The 16530-nt window shown below is 40.8% G+C and carries 13 protein-coding genes and 1 pseudogene; all 14 read right to left on the bottom strand.

Annotation, left to right across the window (positions count from 1 at the left end; all coding sequences use genetic code 11):
• Nucleotides 1-115: 115 nt before the first annotated feature.
• Nucleotides 116-910, bottom strand: a complete 795-nt coding sequence (locus tag MHB79_RS08405; RefSeq protein WP_003212177.1) for a TIGR00282 family metallophosphoesterase — start codon at nucleotides 908-910, stop codon at nucleotides 116-118.
• A gap of 88 nt (nucleotides 911-998) precedes the next feature.
• Nucleotides 999-2561: a ribonuclease Y gene (gene rny, locus MHB79_RS08400; RefSeq protein ID WP_003211958.1), complete on the bottom strand. Its 1563-nt coding sequence runs from the start codon at nucleotides 2559-2561 to the stop codon at nucleotides 999-1001.
• Nucleotides 2562-2794: 233 nt separating this feature from the next.
• Nucleotides 2795-3972, bottom strand: a pseudogene (locus MHB79_RS08395) (serine hydrolase domain-containing protein).
• A 141-nt stretch (nucleotides 3973-4113) separates the two neighbouring features.
• Nucleotides 4114-5151, bottom strand: a complete 1038-nt coding sequence (gene recA, locus MHB79_RS08390) for a recombinase RecA (protein WP_050944976.1) — start codon at nucleotides 5149-5151, stop codon at nucleotides 4114-4116.
• 176 nt (nucleotides 5152-5327) lie between these two features.
• Entirely contained in the window at nucleotides 5328-6578 is a 1251-nt protein-coding gene (locus tag MHB79_RS08385) for a competence/damage-inducible protein A (protein WP_034620034.1), read from the bottom strand.
• Nucleotides 6579-6594: 16 nt separating this feature from the next.
• A complete protein-coding gene (gene pgsA / locus MHB79_RS08380) occupies nucleotides 6595-7176 on the bottom strand; it encodes a CDP-diacylglycerol--glycerol-3-phosphate 3-phosphatidyltransferase (RefSeq protein ID WP_003211136.1) in 582 nt (193 codons plus the stop codon).
• 75 nt (nucleotides 7177-7251) lie between these two features.
• Nucleotides 7252-8163 (bottom strand): helix-turn-helix domain-containing protein, encoded by a 912-nt coding sequence (locus MHB79_RS08375; RefSeq protein WP_003212257.1) that lies wholly within the window; start codon nucleotides 8161-8163, stop codon nucleotides 7252-7254.
• A 23-nt stretch (nucleotides 8164-8186) separates the two neighbouring features.
• The gene (locus MHB79_RS08370; protein WP_003211480.1) at nucleotides 8187-8978 is read right to left on the bottom strand and encodes a DUF3388 domain-containing protein; all 792 of its coding nucleotides are present in this window, start codon (nucleotides 8976-8978) and stop codon (nucleotides 8187-8189) included.
• A gap of 131 nt (nucleotides 8979-9109) precedes the next feature.
• Complete coding sequence (locus MHB79_RS08365; protein ID WP_003211590.1) at nucleotides 9110-9367, bottom strand: DUF3243 domain-containing protein; 258 nt, start codon at nucleotides 9365-9367, stop codon at nucleotides 9110-9112.
• A 73-nt stretch (nucleotides 9368-9440) separates the two neighbouring features.
• On the bottom strand, nucleotides 9441-10169 hold the full coding sequence (gene ymfI / locus MHB79_RS08360; RefSeq protein WP_106028933.1) for an elongation factor P 5-aminopentanone reductase: 729 nt from the start codon (nucleotides 10167-10169) through the stop codon (nucleotides 9441-9443).
• A gap of 31 nt (nucleotides 10170-10200) precedes the next feature.
• Nucleotides 10201-13320 (bottom strand): MMPL family transporter, encoded by a 3120-nt coding sequence (locus MHB79_RS08355; protein WP_340989475.1) that lies wholly within the window; start codon nucleotides 13318-13320, stop codon nucleotides 10201-10203.
• A complete protein-coding gene (locus MHB79_RS08350; RefSeq protein WP_003212512.1) occupies nucleotides 13298-13774 on the bottom strand; it encodes a MarR family winged helix-turn-helix transcriptional regulator in 477 nt (158 codons plus the stop codon). Before MHB79_RS08350 ends, MHB79_RS08355 begins: the two co-directional genes overlap by 23 nt.
• A gap of 152 nt (nucleotides 13775-13926) precedes the next feature.
• Nucleotides 13927-15219: an EF-P 5-aminopentanol modification-associated protein YfmH gene (yfmH, locus tag MHB79_RS08345; protein WP_106028935.1), complete on the bottom strand. Its 1293-nt coding sequence runs from the start codon at nucleotides 15217-15219 to the stop codon at nucleotides 13927-13929.
• Nucleotides 15216-16496, bottom strand: a complete 1281-nt coding sequence (yfmF, locus tag MHB79_RS08340; RefSeq protein WP_340989473.1) for an EF-P 5-aminopentanol modification-associated protein YfmF — start codon at nucleotides 16494-16496, stop codon at nucleotides 15216-15218. Before yfmF ends, yfmH begins: the two co-directional genes overlap by 4 nt.
• Nucleotides 16497-16530 lie beyond the last annotated feature (34 nt).

Below are 16530 nucleotides of genomic sequence, written 5' to 3'. Positions count from 1 at the left end.
CCCCAAAATGTTTTTCAAAAATAGCAGGCTACCTACCATTTTTACTATATTCACGATAGAGGGCGCATATTCCTTCTTTCTGATTAATATTTTTCTGAAATAAATATGTGAACATTTATTCAAAGAAAATATGGTCATCATTTATCAAAATTCGATCAATTTTGACAGCTTTTTTCGACTGTTCGTCAATTTCTACGATTACTGCACTTAATGTCGTGCGTCCTTCCGCAATCTCAAAACGGACTGGAAGACTCGTTTTGAATCGTTTAATAATCGTCTCCCGATCAACACCTAAAATGCCATCATAAGGTCCTGTCATCCCCACATCTGAAATATACGCAGTTCCTTTTGGCAAAACGCGGTTATCTGCTGTTTGAACATGTGTATGCGTTCCAACGACACATGATGCACGGCCGTCTGTATACCAGCCCATCGCTAGCTTTTCACTTGTGGCTTCACCATGAAAATCAATAAAAATGAACGGTGTACGTTTAGATGCTTCCGCAATTAACTCGTCTACTTTTTGAAATGGGCAGTCAAGTGGGGGTAAAAAAGTACGTCCTTGCAGGTTGATGACGGCTAATTCTTTCCCTTGTTTTTTGATAAACGTAAGACCTTTACCAGGTGTACCTTCTGGGAAGTTCGCCGGACGAACCATGTTGGCTGCGTCATCAATGAAATCAAAAATGTCTCTTTTATCCCATGTATGGTTGCCCATTGTGAGCACGTCAGCTCCTGCTTGCAGCAGTTCATGATAGATTTTTTCAGTGATCCCTTTTCCATGAGCAGCATTTTCTCCATTTACAATGGTAAAGTGGGGCTGATATTTCTTCTTTAGCTTTGGCAAGTATTCTTTCAGTGTGTCTCGTCCAGGTGAACCGACAATATCTCCAACAAATAATATTTTCATGCGCTTTGAACCCTTTCTCTTATAAATTGACTTCTTATCAGTGTTGCATATTTACACAAAAAAATAAAGCGGCGCTAAGCGCACCGCTCTATTTTGCATACTCTACTGCGCGAGTTTCTCGAATGACCGTCACTTTAATGTGACCAGGGTAATCGAGCTCGTCCTCAATCCGCTTACGAATATCCCTTGCTAGACGGTGAGCTTCAAGATCATTAATTGAATCCGGCTTCACCATAATACGTACTTCACGTCCAGCCTGTATCGCAAACGATTTTTCAACACCTTCATAAGATTCAGAGATATCTTCTAATTTCTCAAGTCTCCGAATGTAATTTTCAAGCGTCTCACTTCGTGCACCAGGGCGTGCTGCAGATAATGCATCTGCTGCCGCAACAAGAACAGCGATAATAGATGTCGGTTCTTGGTCACCGTGGTGAGAGGCAATACTGTTGATGACAACAGGATGCTCTTTATATTTCGTCGCAAGCTCAACGCCAATTTCTACGTGGCTTCCTTCTACTTCATGATCAATGGCTTTTCCAATGTCATGCAGAAGACCTGCTCGTTTTGCAAGCTTTGCATCTTCTCCAAGCTCTGAAGCCATGAGACCTGCAAGATGTGCAACCTCAATTGAATGCTTCAGGACATTTTGTCCATAACTTGTACGGAATTTTAAGCGACCGAGAATTTTGATGAGGTCCGGATGCAGACCGTGAACTCCGACTTCGAATGTCGTTTGCTCACCCATCTCACGGATATAATCATCGACTTCACGGCGTGATTTTTCCACCATTTCTTCAATTCGTGCAGGATGAATGCGGCCATCCTGGACTAGCTTGTCCAGAGCTATCCTCGCTGTTTCACGTCTAATCGGATCAAAGCCCGATAGGATAACAGCTTCAGGTGTATCATCTATGATCAAGTCAATACCTGTTAACGTTTCTAACGTACGGATATTTCGTCCTTCACGTCCGATAATACGACCTTTCATCTCATCATTTGGAAGATTGACTACAGATACCGTCGTTTCAGCTACATGATCAGCTGCACAACGCTGTAACGCAAGTGAAAGAATATTTTTCGCCTTTTTATCAGCCTCTTCTTTCGCTCGGTTTTCAGATTCTTTCGTCATGACTGCAATGTCGTGGGAAAGCTCATTTTCAACTTGATCCAGAATGATTTGTTTCGCTTCATCTCGAGTTAAACTTGAAATACGTTCCAACTCGGCTTTCTGCAAACGAATCATATCATCCACTTTGCTTTCCATCTCTTCAATATGTTGTTGTCGTTCATTCAGAGAATGATCTCTCTTCTCCAACAGGGACTCCCGTTTATCTAAAGATTCATCTTTGCGATCAAGATTTTCCTCTTTTTGAAGTAAACGGTTTTCTTGTCTTTGAAGCTCATTACGTCTTTCACGAACTTCTTGCTCCGCCTCTACACGAAAGGAATGAATTTCATCTTTCGCTTCCAAGAGCGCTTCTTTCTTCAATGCTTCCGCATCACGCTTTGCATCCTCAACAATTTGTTCGGCCATGTTTCTTGCGCCGGATATTTTTGCTTCTGCAATGGTTTTACGAACAAAGTAGCCAACAACTAAACAGATTAGGCTCAGCAAAATGGAGATGATCGTAAACATCGTAGGCGACATATTTTCACCTCCTCTTGCTATGAACTTGGTTTTACAAATAAAGTGTCGGCATGTACATTGTTTTGTGTCTCAACATACAGGGCCTTCACAGGGAATGAGATCCTCACTGCCCTTGTCAAGTTTAAATTAGTTATCAATCATGTTAAGAAAAACAAGTGATACATTTCCATTGTAATTGTGTCGGAAATACTTGTCAAGCTTGCTATCTTAACGTTTGCAAAAGCAGATCAGAATTATTCTTGATTCAGCAGCTGATATATTATATTGTTCACTTGGCCCAGTTTCGTGTTATTTTGAATGTTTGACAACAATACAACAATGGTTTGTCCAGATTTGCTAAAGCTGTTCAAAATGTTGAAACCCGGCATGACACCATGGTTTGAATAGCTGCCGGGAGCAACATAAAATCCCATTCCGTATGTGGAGCTGCTTCCTGGCGTAAACATCTTTTTATAGCTCTTCTGTGAATACAGTTTGCCGTCTATCAGTGCTTGGTCAAATTTGCACATATCTATAGCACTCATATAAATATCTCCAGCACCATACAGCTGAGATAGATCAGGCATATACGGTGTAACCATTCTGCCGCCTTTCAGTTTATACCCTACAGCAGGATAAGGGTTTTTTTCATATGTTTTTTGTAAAAACCTGCATGCGTCATTCCTGCCGGTTTAAAAATATGATTCGTTATATATTGTTCATAGGACTCACCGCTTACTTTAGCAACAATATAAGCAAGAACAGAATAGTTGGAATCCTTGTATTCCCATACGCCCGGCTGACGATTAATTCCCTGACGTTCTATATCTTTTATTAAATTGTCCGGAGTAATTGCGCCGTTTCCTTCAATATGTCCGTTTATTCCCGATGTATGTGTAAGCAGATTTTTCAAGGTAATCTTTTGTCCGTTAGGGAAATGAGGTAAATACATGCTTACCGGATCACTTGTCTGAAGTTTCCCCTTTTCCTCAAGCTGCAAAATAGCGGTTGCTATCAGCGCTTTTTGTGACGAACCGACATAAAAAGATGTCAATGGATTATTTTGAATTTTTTGTTTACGGTCTGCATAACCAAAACCTTTATTTGTTACGATTTCTCCATTTTTAACCATCATGGCTGTTCCGCTGAAACCGATCTCATTTAAATAGCTGCTGATATTTTGATTGCGGTCTACTGTTTTGATTTGTTCCTCTGATTTTTTGACGGTTTTCTTTTTGACTTCTTTTTTCTGGCTAGTACTTGAAGCTGCTGCAGTTTGTTGAAACGGGTTGTTCTCTTCACTATTTCGATGAAGCACATTCCACATCGTTAAGTAAATCATCGCTGCTAAAAAAACAAGCACAAGTTTTCCCCTCTGATTTGGTTTTCTCTGTCTGCGTTTTGCAGTTCTACTGCGGGTTGGGCTTGTCATTACCTTTTCCCCCCAAAATAAATTCCATTTTATATTTTAGACGGATGAAGTACTGAAAAAGTTGTCGAAAGTTTTTTGCAAAATAAAAAAGGCTGAGTTTTTTCACCCAGCCTTTTGTATCATTTCATACTGATTTTATTTTTATTCTAATTCTTCTAGCGCCTCTTCAGCTTCCTGCTGCGCTACTCCGTTATTATCCAAGCCGTAATGTTCGCGAATTTGCTCCTGAATCATTAGCATGATATCTTTATTTTCTTTCAGGAACTGTTTCGCATTTTCGCGGCCTTGTCCAAGACGTTCCTCTTGGTAAGAATACCAAGCACCGCTCTTTTGTACGATATCTAGTTCGCTTCCAAGGTCGATGATTTCGCCCTCTTTTGAAATTCCTTCACCGTACATAATGTCTACTTCTGCAATACGGAATGGCGGTGCTACTTTGTTTTTCACTACTTTAATTCTCGTTTTATTCCCCATAATGTCATTGCCCTGCTTCAGCTGTTCAGCACGGCGCACTTCTAAACGAACAGATGAATAGAACTTCAGCGCACGTCCACCTGGCGTTGTTTCAGGGTTACCGAACATGACCCCAACTTTTTCACGAATTTGGTTAATAAAGATGGCAATGGTTTTTGATTTATTAATGGCACCAGATAGTTTACGAAGTGCTTGGGACATCAAACGTGCTTGTAGACCAACGTGTGAATCACCCATGTCTCCTTCAATCTCTGCTTTTGGTACAAGAGCAGCTACTGAGTCAATAACAACAATGTCAACTGCACCACTGCGGACAAGAGCTTCTGCAATTTCAAGTGCTTGTTCTCCTGTATCAGGCTGAGAAAGTAACAACTCATCAATATTGACACCTAGTTTTTGAGCGTAAACTGGATCGAGCGCATGCTCTGCATCAATAAATGCAGCTTGTCCTCCCTGCTGCTGAACCTCGGCAATGGCATGAAGTGCTACTGTCGTTTTACCAGAACTCTCTGGACCATATACTTCAATAATACGGCCACGAGGATATCCACCTATTCCTAGTGCAGTATCAAGTGCTAACGAACCACTCGGTACTGTTGAAATACGTGTATCTGTTCGCTCTCCTAGTTTCATAATAGAGCCTTTACCAAACTGTTTTTCTATTTGTTTAAGAGCCATATCTAAGGCTGCTTGACGATCACTCATTCTATTGTTTCCTCCTTTATCAATTCCACTATCTATACTATACCTTGTTTCACCTCATTTGCCAAGAAAAAAACGAACACATATTCGATTTTTTCTTGGCAGATTTTTAAGAAAAGAGTGATTTCTATTAGAAAAAACACTCTTTTATAAAGGAGTAAACCTAACAAAAAACAAAATTAACTTTCTTTTAATAAATTGAGCAAGTGATGCAAACCGTATTTCACAGCGCGCTTTCGAATGCCCGACCGGCTTCCTGTAAACATCCATTCAAACACGTCTGTATGGTCTTTCGTAGATAGCCCGATGAACACTTTTCCGACAGGCTGTCCCTCGTGGGTATCAGGGCCTGCTACACCCGTAAAGCTAATGCCAATATCACTTCCCGTAAGCTTTCTAGCACCTTCAGCAAGCTCTAAAGCACACTCTTTGCTAACAGCACCATGAGAAGACAATGTTTCCTCACGGCAGCCAAGCACCTGCTGTTTGACTTGGTTTGTATAACAAACGATACTGCCGCTTAAAATCGACGATGCACCTTCAAGATCTGTCAGCCATTCAGAAAACATTCCGCCTGTCAGGCTCTCAGCCGCTGCCACTGTTTTCCCGTGTTCGTGCAGAGCCTTGGAGGCTTCACGGACAAGTGATGTATCACCATACCCGTAGAAGTACTCTCCTACACGCGCTAAAATTTTCGCTTCCGTCTCTTTTAACAGACGCTCCGTTTCTTTTTCATCCTTATGCTTGGCCGTGAGCCTAAGTGTCACTTCACCGTCAGATGCGAGAGGTGCAATCGTTGGGTTGGTTTGAGCATCAATTAAATCTTCTAGGTCTGTTTCAAGCTGTGATTCACCGATTCCGAAAAAGCGAAGAACAACAGACACGATTTTTTCCTTCAAATCCAGTTTCTCAGATATCAGCGGCTTCGCCTCGTTCTCAAACATTGGATGCAGTTCACTTGGTGGACCAGGAAGAAGCATATAAAACGTATCGTTTTCTTGAATAAACATACCTGGAGCCATTCCAAACCGGTTCACGAGCACATCAGATCCTTCTAGGACGAGTGCCTGCTTCCGGTTATTCGGTGACATGTCTCGTCCAGTCTTTCGAAAGTATTCTTGAATGGATTCAAATGCTTCTTCATTTAGCACGAGCTCTTTTCCAAGCGTACTCGCGATGGTTTCTTTTGTTAAATCATCTTTCGTTGGTCCAAGACCACCTGAGAAGATAATAAAATTCGATCTTTCCTGCGCCACTTGAATGGCCCTTTTTAAACGCTCTGGATTGTCACCAACTGCTGTATGGTAATAAACATTCACACCAATTTCAGCCAGCTGTTTGCTGATGAATTGTGCATTCGTATTCGTAATTTGCCCTAGCAATAGTTCGGAACCGACTGCAATAATTTCTGCTTTTCTCTCTGACTTCAAAGCGTACACGTCCTTTTTAGTTAGCATTCTTTAAAGCTTCCCAGTTTTTCACAAAGTAATCCCAGCCTGACACAACAGTGAAGAACACTGCTACCCACATCGCAAGGTCACCAAACGGGAATGATACAAGTTCGAACGGCAGGTTATGCAATAGAAGAGCTGAAATCGCAATGATTTGCGCCCATGTTTTCACTTTTCCAAGCATATTAGCTGCTACCACTTCACCGCCTCCAGCTAGTACAAGCCTTAGACCAGTTACAGCAAATTCACGGCTAATGATCACAATCGCCATCCATGCCGGCGTGAGGTTGTACTGAACAAGTATAATTAAAGCAGCTGAAACAAGCAATTTATCTGCAAGCGGATCTAAAAATTTACCAAAATTCGTCACTAAGTTCAGTTTACGCGCATAGTACCCATCAATCCAGTCCGTTGTCGAAGCAACAATAAACAGGATTGCTCCAACAAGATGTGTCACTTCGATGCTGACGTGACCAAAACGCGCAACGCCCCAATCTAAAGGTGCAAGCATAATAATCATAAAAACAGGGATCAAGGCGATCCTAGAAAGAGTTATTTTATTCGGTAAGTTAAACATGAATTTCAATCCTCCAATAAGCCATTTTTTTATGTATATATAATAGTAGGAACAAAAGAAAAGTCATCTACTTGCTTAAGATGACTTTTCCTTTCCTTTATTCACAATCACAATGTTTTGTGTCATGGTGTTCTTAGGGTCTAATTCGTACTTAAGCGTCTCGTCATTCACCTTAATATCAATTCCAGTCGCATTGCCTAGACGGATATCGACCTGAGAGAGCTCAGACAAGTCTGTTTTAAACGATTCGCCATCTTTAAGTTCACCCATTTTCAGCACTTTTCCAGATTCGTCTCTGACGCGCAGCCAAGAAGCTTTTGTAGCAGAAATGGTTAACTCCATCTCATCTGCGCCTGACACTTCATACGTTGTCGTTGAGCCTTCTGTATTCGCTGCCTTCAAAGAGACCGTTTCATCGTCTTTGGATGAATCCTTTGATGAGTCATCTTTTTTAGATGATTTTTCTTGATCATCTGACGAAGCTTTTTCTTTTTTCTTTTGATCCTTGGCAAGAGATGAATCCTCAGATACTTCATACTTAGATTCTGACTGCTGAGGAGCCGTCTGGTTGTTCTTCTGTCCGCTATCATGATTGACCGCCTGCACGATGACATAAATGATCGCGATGACCACAAGGACGCCTCCAATAATCAAGATGGTCGGCAGCAGCTCAAGCACCTTCGAGGCAGGCTTAGGCAGCTCTCTTTGCGGCTTAATATTTGATAATTTATCAGATACTTCATCGTTATATGTGCTCGGCACATCTTTACGAAATTCTTCGAACAATTGTTCAGGATTTAGTCCAACGGCTTCGGCATATTGTTTAATAAATGCTCTGACGTAAAATTTACCTGGAATAATATCATAGTTTCCTTGTTCGATTGCTAGCAAGTAGCGCTTTTGGATTTTGGTCACCGTCTGAAGATCCTCCAGCGACATCCCTTTTTCCTCTCTGGCCTCAATGAGCCGTTTTCCCAATTCAGTCAAAACAAACACCTACCATTACCATATTAAAAATCGAAGCCAGAAAAACCAGAATGATCAAACACTTGTGGTTCTTCAGCGTGCTCATATGTAATCTCTTCGTCTGCACTATTACGCAATTCAATGATATAGTCGAAATCATCCATTGTATATTCTGAATTTTGAATAAAGATGTCTGGATGCTCAACTACTTTTGTTGCCGGCAGTCTCATAATTTCTCTTAAAAGCTGCAAGTGCTTCTCAGAACCTCTTCGCGTCGACACAATCCCATCAATAATAAAGACGTTATCTGGGCTGTATTCATCCGCAATCAGCTGACTTCGGATCGTCTGTTTCAAAAGAGTCGACGATACAAATAGCCATCTCTTGCTGGCACATACACTTGAAGCCACAATTGATTCTGTTTTTCCGACACGCGGCATCCCGCGAATCCCAATCAATTTATGTCCTTCTTTTTTAAATAGTTCTGCCATAAAATCAACAAGAAGACCAAGCTCGTCCCTTTCAAAACGGAACGTCTTTTTGTCATCTGCATCACGCTGAATATATCTGCCGTGACGAACCGCTAAGCGGTCACGAAGTTTTGGCTGTCTTAATTTCGTTACTTTTATCGTTTCCATTGTATTTAAAATTGATTCAAGGCGCTTAATTTGATCTGTATGGTCACAGCGCAAAAGCATTCCGCGTCTTGATACATCAACACCATTAATTGTCACAATATTAATTGAAAGCATCCCCATTAGAGATGAAATGTCTCCTAAAAGTCCGGGACGGTTTACCTGTATCTCATATTCAAAATACCATTCGAGCTTTGCCAAATGATATTACCCCCTTCATTGTGGCAAATTTTTACCTTCCTATATCATAAAGCATTTTCACATTTTTAGAAAGCACAATGTTGTGAAACAGTTAAAATAAAAAGAGAGGCACAAACGACCCCTCTTTTTGTTTAGTGCGAGCTATTATTTTCAACCAGTTTGACCATCATATTGGCAATTGCGCGCTGCTCATCTTCTGATGCAACGCTCCAAAGGTCAGCAAGTACTCTTTCTTGCTCGTTCTTTGCTTCAACTTCGTTAGCTAAATATCCGCCAATTTCATACGCAAGGTTATTGATGGTATCATCTTTTAAGCCTTTATCCTGCGCATGATTTAAGCGGTCACCTAAAAAGTTTTTCCAATGGTCCCAGTTCTCAAGTACTGACATGTCGATTCCTCCATTCGAAAAGATGAATTACAGCCATAGCTTTTGTCATGGAGTTACGAATTATACACGTTATTTAACAGTACCAGCCTCCATTAACGGATAAAATTTGACCTGTCATATAACTTGACTGCTTTGAGGCGAGAAACCAAATGACATCTGCAATCTCCTCAGGTGATGCAAGCCGGCCAAGCGGGATTTCTTCCTCCAGCATGTCAATATCTTCTTGTGTGAAGCTTTTCATCATGTCTGTATGGACAGCACCTGGCGAAACAGCATTTGCTCTAATTCCACTTGGGGCAAGCTCTTTTGCCAGACCTTTAATAAACGCATTTTGCGCCCCCTTTACCATGCTATACAGCACTTCACACGATGCACCTGTTTCTCCCCATATTGAGCTTACCGCAACAATATGACCTGCTTTTTTTTGAATCATGGCTGGCAATAGGTGCTGGGTGAGCTCATATGGACTTGTGACATGAAGCTGCACCATACTGGCTAATACGTCTTTTTCTGTATCTGTCACTAATCCGACATGACTCTTACCGCTATTTAATACAAGAATATCTGGACATACAGGCAGACGGCTGACGAGCTCATCTGCTCCGCCCGTTTTAGCTAAATCCGCTTGAACGACATGCGTCTGAATATGACATGTTTCTTCCAGCTCAGCGGCAAGCTGCACGGCTGTCTGTTCATTTTTGTGATAATGGAGTATCACATGGCAGCCTTCCTGGGCAAGCTTTTTTGCCGCAGCCTGCCCAATCCCGCCACTGGCACCTGTTATCAGCGCCCAACGACTCATCACATGGATTCCTACTTTCTATTTGAAATATCTATTCTTTTCGTTTAAATGGGAACCAGTTCGCTGATCCGAACAATTTCACCATCACAGGTACGAACAATGGTAGCACAACGAGTGCGTACAGCAAAAGTCCTGTGAGAACAAGTGTTGCAATCTGCAGGAGAGACAGCACTCCTGAAGGAAGCATGGCTGCAAATGTTCCTGCCAAAATAACAGCAGCAGACATAATGACAGAGCCCATATTCTTCATTGATTCGGTCATCGCAAACTGAATGTCTTTTGTTTTGTATTCATTGAACCTCTCCATTAAGAAAATCGAATAATCGACTCCGAGCGCCATTAATATGACAAATCCAAAGAATGGAACCGCCCAGTTAATGCCCGGATATCCGAAGAAATGAGTGAAAATAAATTCTGTCATTCCGATAGCTGTAAAGTAAGTCAAAATAAGTGAACCTACCAAGTACAGTGGCATCACAAGCGAACGGAACAGGATCACAAGTATGAGGAAAATACCGATCATCATGTAAAGAACCGTCTTATTGAAATCTTGGTCTGAAAGCTGTTTTAAATCAGCATTCATACTTGATACACCTGAAACACCAAATGATGCATCTTTTAAATTTGTTTCAGGAAGTGCCCGCTCGACAGAAGCTTCTACTTGTTTGATCGTCGACAAGGCTTCATTACCATATGGATTTTTTTCTAAAATGACATCAACCTTTGTCATCTTGCGGTCATCCGACATGTATGAATCAAATACTTGCTTAAATGCTTTATTTTTCAGCACATCTTTTGGGATAAACCAGCCGGCCATGTCTTGATCTGGTGCATTTTTCAGTTCGTCTAAGTAGTCACCTGCACCCATTAATCCGCTTGAAATTTTCTCTAAGCCATCGACGCTTTTGTTCAGCCCATCTGTCAGTTTGGTCAGGTTATCACCAAAGCCGCCAATCTTTTCTTTCATTTGTTTTTGACCATCAATCACTTGCCCGGCACCATTAGCAAGCTTTGGCATATTATCAGCTATTTGCCCTTGACCTTTAGACGTTTTATCCAATCCAGTTTCAATTGCATCTAAGCCAGCAACGAGTTCATCGATTTGACTCGTCAAAACTTTTTGCTGCTCTCTAGCTTTTGCGATAAAGGCATCCGCTGCTTCAAGCTGTTTTCTAGCTTCTTTCGCTTGTTTGGCATAGCTGTCTGCCTGTTTCGCCCCTTCTTGCAAGGTCGTAGAAAGTTCATTATATGAAGCTTTGATGGCTTGATACGATTGATTTTCTTTCACTTGCGGAATTTGTTTTTCAAGTGTACTAAATTGTTTATTTGCTTGTGTGATTAATGCTTTTACATCTGCTGCGGCAGAGGAGGACGTATCCACCTTCGCTAATGCTGCCTTTAATTCTCTGGAAATGCTTTTATATAGCGACACTTGCTGATTCACTTGTGCGACTTGAGCCGTTAATTCTTTTTTCGCACCTTTAATTTTTTCTTTAATCTGTGCAACACCGTTTTTGTTTTGATCGATTCCGCCTTGTAAATCTCTTAACGATTTTTCGATGTTTTGAATGCCTGTTTTCACTGATTCTGTACCAGAAATCAATTTGTTAATGCCTTTTCCAGATGATTTGATTTGCGGCGTTTGATCCTCAATGGATTGACTCATTGTCGTCAGTGCATCTTGGATTTTTTTCAAGCCTTCATTACTTTTATCAAGTCCGGTATTTAGTTCTTTTGCTTGTGATTTCACGTATAGATCACTCAGCCCTTTACCGACAGGACGTGTCGCACTTCTCACTTTACTTACGCCATCTGTTTGTTCAATTGCACGGCTGAGTTTTTCAACAGCAATCAGCCCTTTATTGTTGTCTAACAGATCAGCTGATTTCACGACAATCGTTGCAGGTAGAGCTTCTCCTGGTCCAAATTTGTCAGAAATCGTATTGAATGCATTGACTGATTCATATTTATTACCGATTTCATCTAAGCTATTATAAGAAAGCGTTCCTTTATACATGAGAATGGGCGGAAGCGTAATGATTCCTACGATTAATAAACTGAAAAGTGGTTTTTTAAATGAAAAGCGTCCTGCTGTTTCCCACATTTTTGACTGCGGATGCGCAATATCACCTTTAATCGGCCAAAATAACACTTTACCTAAAACCGCCATAAAGAACGGAACAATCGTGAGAAGCGCCACAATGAGCACAGCGACACCAACTGCTACTGCAACAGCCGATTTATAGAGCTGAAACTGTGCCAGGCCAATACATGTAAAACCGATGAGCACAGCAATTCCGCTGAATAAAACAGTCTTTCCTGCTGTTTTATACGTAATGAGAATTGCCTCAATTTTATCTTTACCGTGTGCGATTTCTTCTTTAAAGCGGCTGAGAAGTAGAATGCAGTAGTCCGTTCCTATTCCAAACATGATCGCGACCATGAAAATTTGGGTAAAGGTCGAGAGCGGGAAGTCGAGATATTTAACTAAATAAGCCACGATGGATTGACTCACCAAGTAAGACAGAGCTACTGCGACTAATGGAACGAAAGGCGCCACAGCTGATCTAAAGACAAGGACAAGAACGATAAGAATAAACCCAATCGTAATGAACTCTGTTTTCTTCAGACCTTCTTGCGAGCTTGTGATCACGTCATCATCAATTAACGGCTGTCCTGTCATTTCATATGTGAGATTTAAGCTCTTCAGCTTTTCATTGACTCTTTCTTTAAAATCGGAAGCTTTGATTTTGTTTGAGTCATATGTAACTGGAACAAGGAGCGTCGTGCGATCTTTAGAAAGCATCTGTTTTTTGATATCTTTATTGGCGTCAAAATAAGAAGTGATGTCCTCGACATGTAGATCTTGGTCCTTTTCTAAAATCTCCATTGCCTTTTTTAAAGATGTTTCTCTTTCTTTGGCAATGTTCTTTTCTTGAAAGACAATGACAATTGATTTTTCTGTATCACCGTTTTCAGACATTTTCTTTAATAACTGATTTGCATATGAGGACGGATAGCCGTCTGGGACTGAAATTTGCCCTTTTTCTTTTGTTAATTGCGCCATATTAGGAGCGGTGATGAGTAACACTGCCGCTAATACGATCCATAAAATCGTGATCAGCCATCTACCCTTTATGATTGCTCTCATTAGTACTTTGTGCCTCCTCTTCGATGATTACTTGATAGATCTTTTCATATGTTTGAATAAATGATTCCATTTCTTTTTCTTCCAGCTTTTCAAAATAAGATCGAACGAGATCCTGAAGCTGCTTTTCCATTCGGCTGACCACATCTTTGCCCTCTGGCGTGACGTAAAGGTGAACATTTCTTCGATCGGCTTTATCGTGCTCACGGACAATATAGTTTTTTGTAAAAAGACGATTGGTCATGGAGGTTACCGCACTTTTATTCACATTGCATACATTTGCAAGGTCAGTAGACGTACATCCAGGATGTAAATTGATGTATCGAAGCGAGTAATACTGATCAAGCGTCAGCTCTTTATCAAGCTTTTCCGTGATCATACTCGATACCTTTTTTTCCATCATAAGATAGACGTCTGCATATCTCTGAATGAGCTGTGCAATTTTATTTTGTTCCATACGCTGCTCCTTTTTTAGTTTAAGTGTTTAACTATTAAAGAGTTTAACTAATGAACAAAATGATTGTCAATGAAAATCCATACAAATCACAGGCTTTTATTCATTAGAGACAAAAAAGACAAACTCATTTATCTGAGTTTGTCTCTCTTTATTTATTTGGTTTTCGGGACGACTTTGAAAACGGACATCCGTTCTTCATCAATTTCTTCCTCTAAAATTTGCTGAATGTCGGTTAATTGGATCTGTTCCAGCATAGTCACGACATCAAATAAGCTCATGTCTAAAAATGCATATCGGGTAAATTGGTTTGCAATGTATTCAGGAGAGTTCATCGCTTTTAAAAAGCTTCCGATTTTCTTCTTACGCGCGAGCTCAATTTTCTCTTCTGAGATCAAGTTCTTTGCTTGAAGAAGGGTTTCTTTTAATACTTTCGCCAGTTGATCAGGATCATTTGTGTCTCCGCCAACTGACGTGAAGCCAAAGCCGCCTTCTTCCGTATAATCGTAGCTGAAGGTCTCATCAATTAAACCTTTTTCATACATTTGTTCATATTGTAAGGAGCTTTTACCAAACAGTGTCTCTAAAATGAGATTCATTCCGAGCTCATGTTTTAGCAGCTCATTTCCTTTTTTATGAGGATTTTTTGTTTTTAATCCAAACATACATTTCGAGCCTTGTACGTTCATTGGAAGTTCGTATTCTTTTCGGTACACACCTTCAGGCTCATTGATGTCTTTTCGTTTGATCTCTGGCTGGTCTGTAAATGGCTTTTTCGCCTGATTTGCTCGCACTTGATCTAATATTTGCTTCGGATCAACGGGACCGACAACAAATAGAAGCATATTGCTCGGGTGATAGAACGTTTCATAGCATTCATACAAATGATCTTTTGTAATCGGAGCAATGCTTTCTACTGTTCCAGCTATATCAATTCTCACGGGGTGCTCTTGATATAGATTTTCAATCAGACCGAAGAATAAACGCCAGTCCGGATTGTCATCATACATGTTAATCTCTTGACCAATGATGCCCTTTTCTTTTTCGACCGTTTTTTCAGTAAAATAAGGTTCCTGAACAAAATCAATGAGTGTCTCAAGATTTTGTTCGACATTTGAGGTGCTTGAGAATAAGTAAGCTGTTCTCGTAAATGTCGTAAAAGCATTTGCGGATGCTCCTTGTTTACTAAATGTATGAAATACGTCTCCGTCTTCTTTTTCAAACAGTTTATGCTCTAAGAAATGGGCAATTCCGTCAGGCACTCGAATCATGTCTTCTTTGCCAAGCGGCACAAATTCGTTATCGACAGAGCCATATTTGGTTGTAAAGGTCGCATAGGTTTTGTTAAACCCTTGCTTTGGGAGCACATAGACGTCAAGTCCGCTCTCCATTTTTTCGTGATAGACCGTTTCTTGTAGCTGGTCGAATTGAATTGTTTTCACTGTCATGAAGCACCCTCCGTTCCTTTAAGAAAATAGGTCGTATCCCATTCGATTTTCTGACCCACTTTGATGATGTCCTCTTTTGTCACTCGGTCAAGTGCTTCTAAAAAGGAATCAAGCGTTTCCCCTGTTGGCACAACGGCATGCTGATACAGGTATTCCGCTGTCCCATAAGATGTATCGATCGTTTCAAGCAGCTGATTTTTGACGACAGCTTTTGTTTGGTCAATCGCTTCATCTGAAAAATCACCTTTTTGCATCGCTTCAAATTGTTCTTTAATGATGTCTACTGCCTGCTCATAGTTGCCGACTTCAATCCCTGACATGACCATCATCAAGCCTTTAAAGCTCTCAAGTCTAGACACAGCGTAGTACGCAAGACTTGCTTTTTCCCGAACATTGATGAATAGCTTCGAGTGTGAGAAGCCGCCGAATATGCCATTAAACAAATGCAAAGCCGGATAATCGTCATCTGCAATCGTCGTATGCGTGCGAAAGCCGATATTCAGTTTGCCTTGCTTCACGTCTTCTTCGTCGATGACTTCTTTTGCTTCTCTTTGCGTGCTTGCTGATTCAGCGTGTTGTTTAACCGGTTCTCTATCACTTGTTTTGAAGTATTGAGAGACCATTCGGCTGATGTCTTGTTCGTCTACATCTCCCACAACATAAAGATCAAGCTGATTTGTTTGAAGCGCATGCTTATATGCTTCAAACAGCGATTGAGCTGTGATCGTTTCGATATCTTCCATTTCTCCATTGACGTGCAGTGCATACGGTTCACCTTTGCACATTTCCTGCACAAGCCTTAAGTTCGAGTAACGCATTTTATCATCATACACTGCTTGAATTCGCTGTTTTAAAGTACGTTTTTCTTGATCTACATATAATTGACTAAACGCTCCATTTTCAACATACGGATGGAATAGTAGATCAGATAGTAAGGCAATCCCTTTTTCTAGTAAAGGGGTTTGATCCTTTAAATATTTCTCATTCGCCATTTCCAGGCGGAAGGTAATGATGTGATTCTCCCCTTTTTTCGCCATGTCTGCTGAAACCGTAGCACCATAAAGCTCATCAAAATAAGCACGCAATTCTCCTGTTTTCGGCATTTTCTCTGTTCCTCTTAACAGCACATGCGGGAAAAGTGAACGCATGGTGACGTCATCTTTCGATAGAGGCGCGAGCATTTTAAAAAGGATTGTGACCGTTTTAAATTTTTCTGTTTTGACAATATGAGTATGAAGACCATGTGTGTCTAGTGTCTTCTCTTGTAAGTACGTCATGAGAAACCTCCTTTGTTCATCCTATTTATTATGT

Source organism: Bacillus sp. FSL M7-0558 (assembly GCF_038003245.1).
Classification (GTDB): Bacteria; Bacillota; Bacilli; order Bacillales; family Bacillaceae; genus Bacillus; species Bacillus pumilus.
The sequence above is the reverse complement of the archived record's forward strand: the minus strand, read 5'-3'. Positions and strand labels throughout refer to the sequence as shown.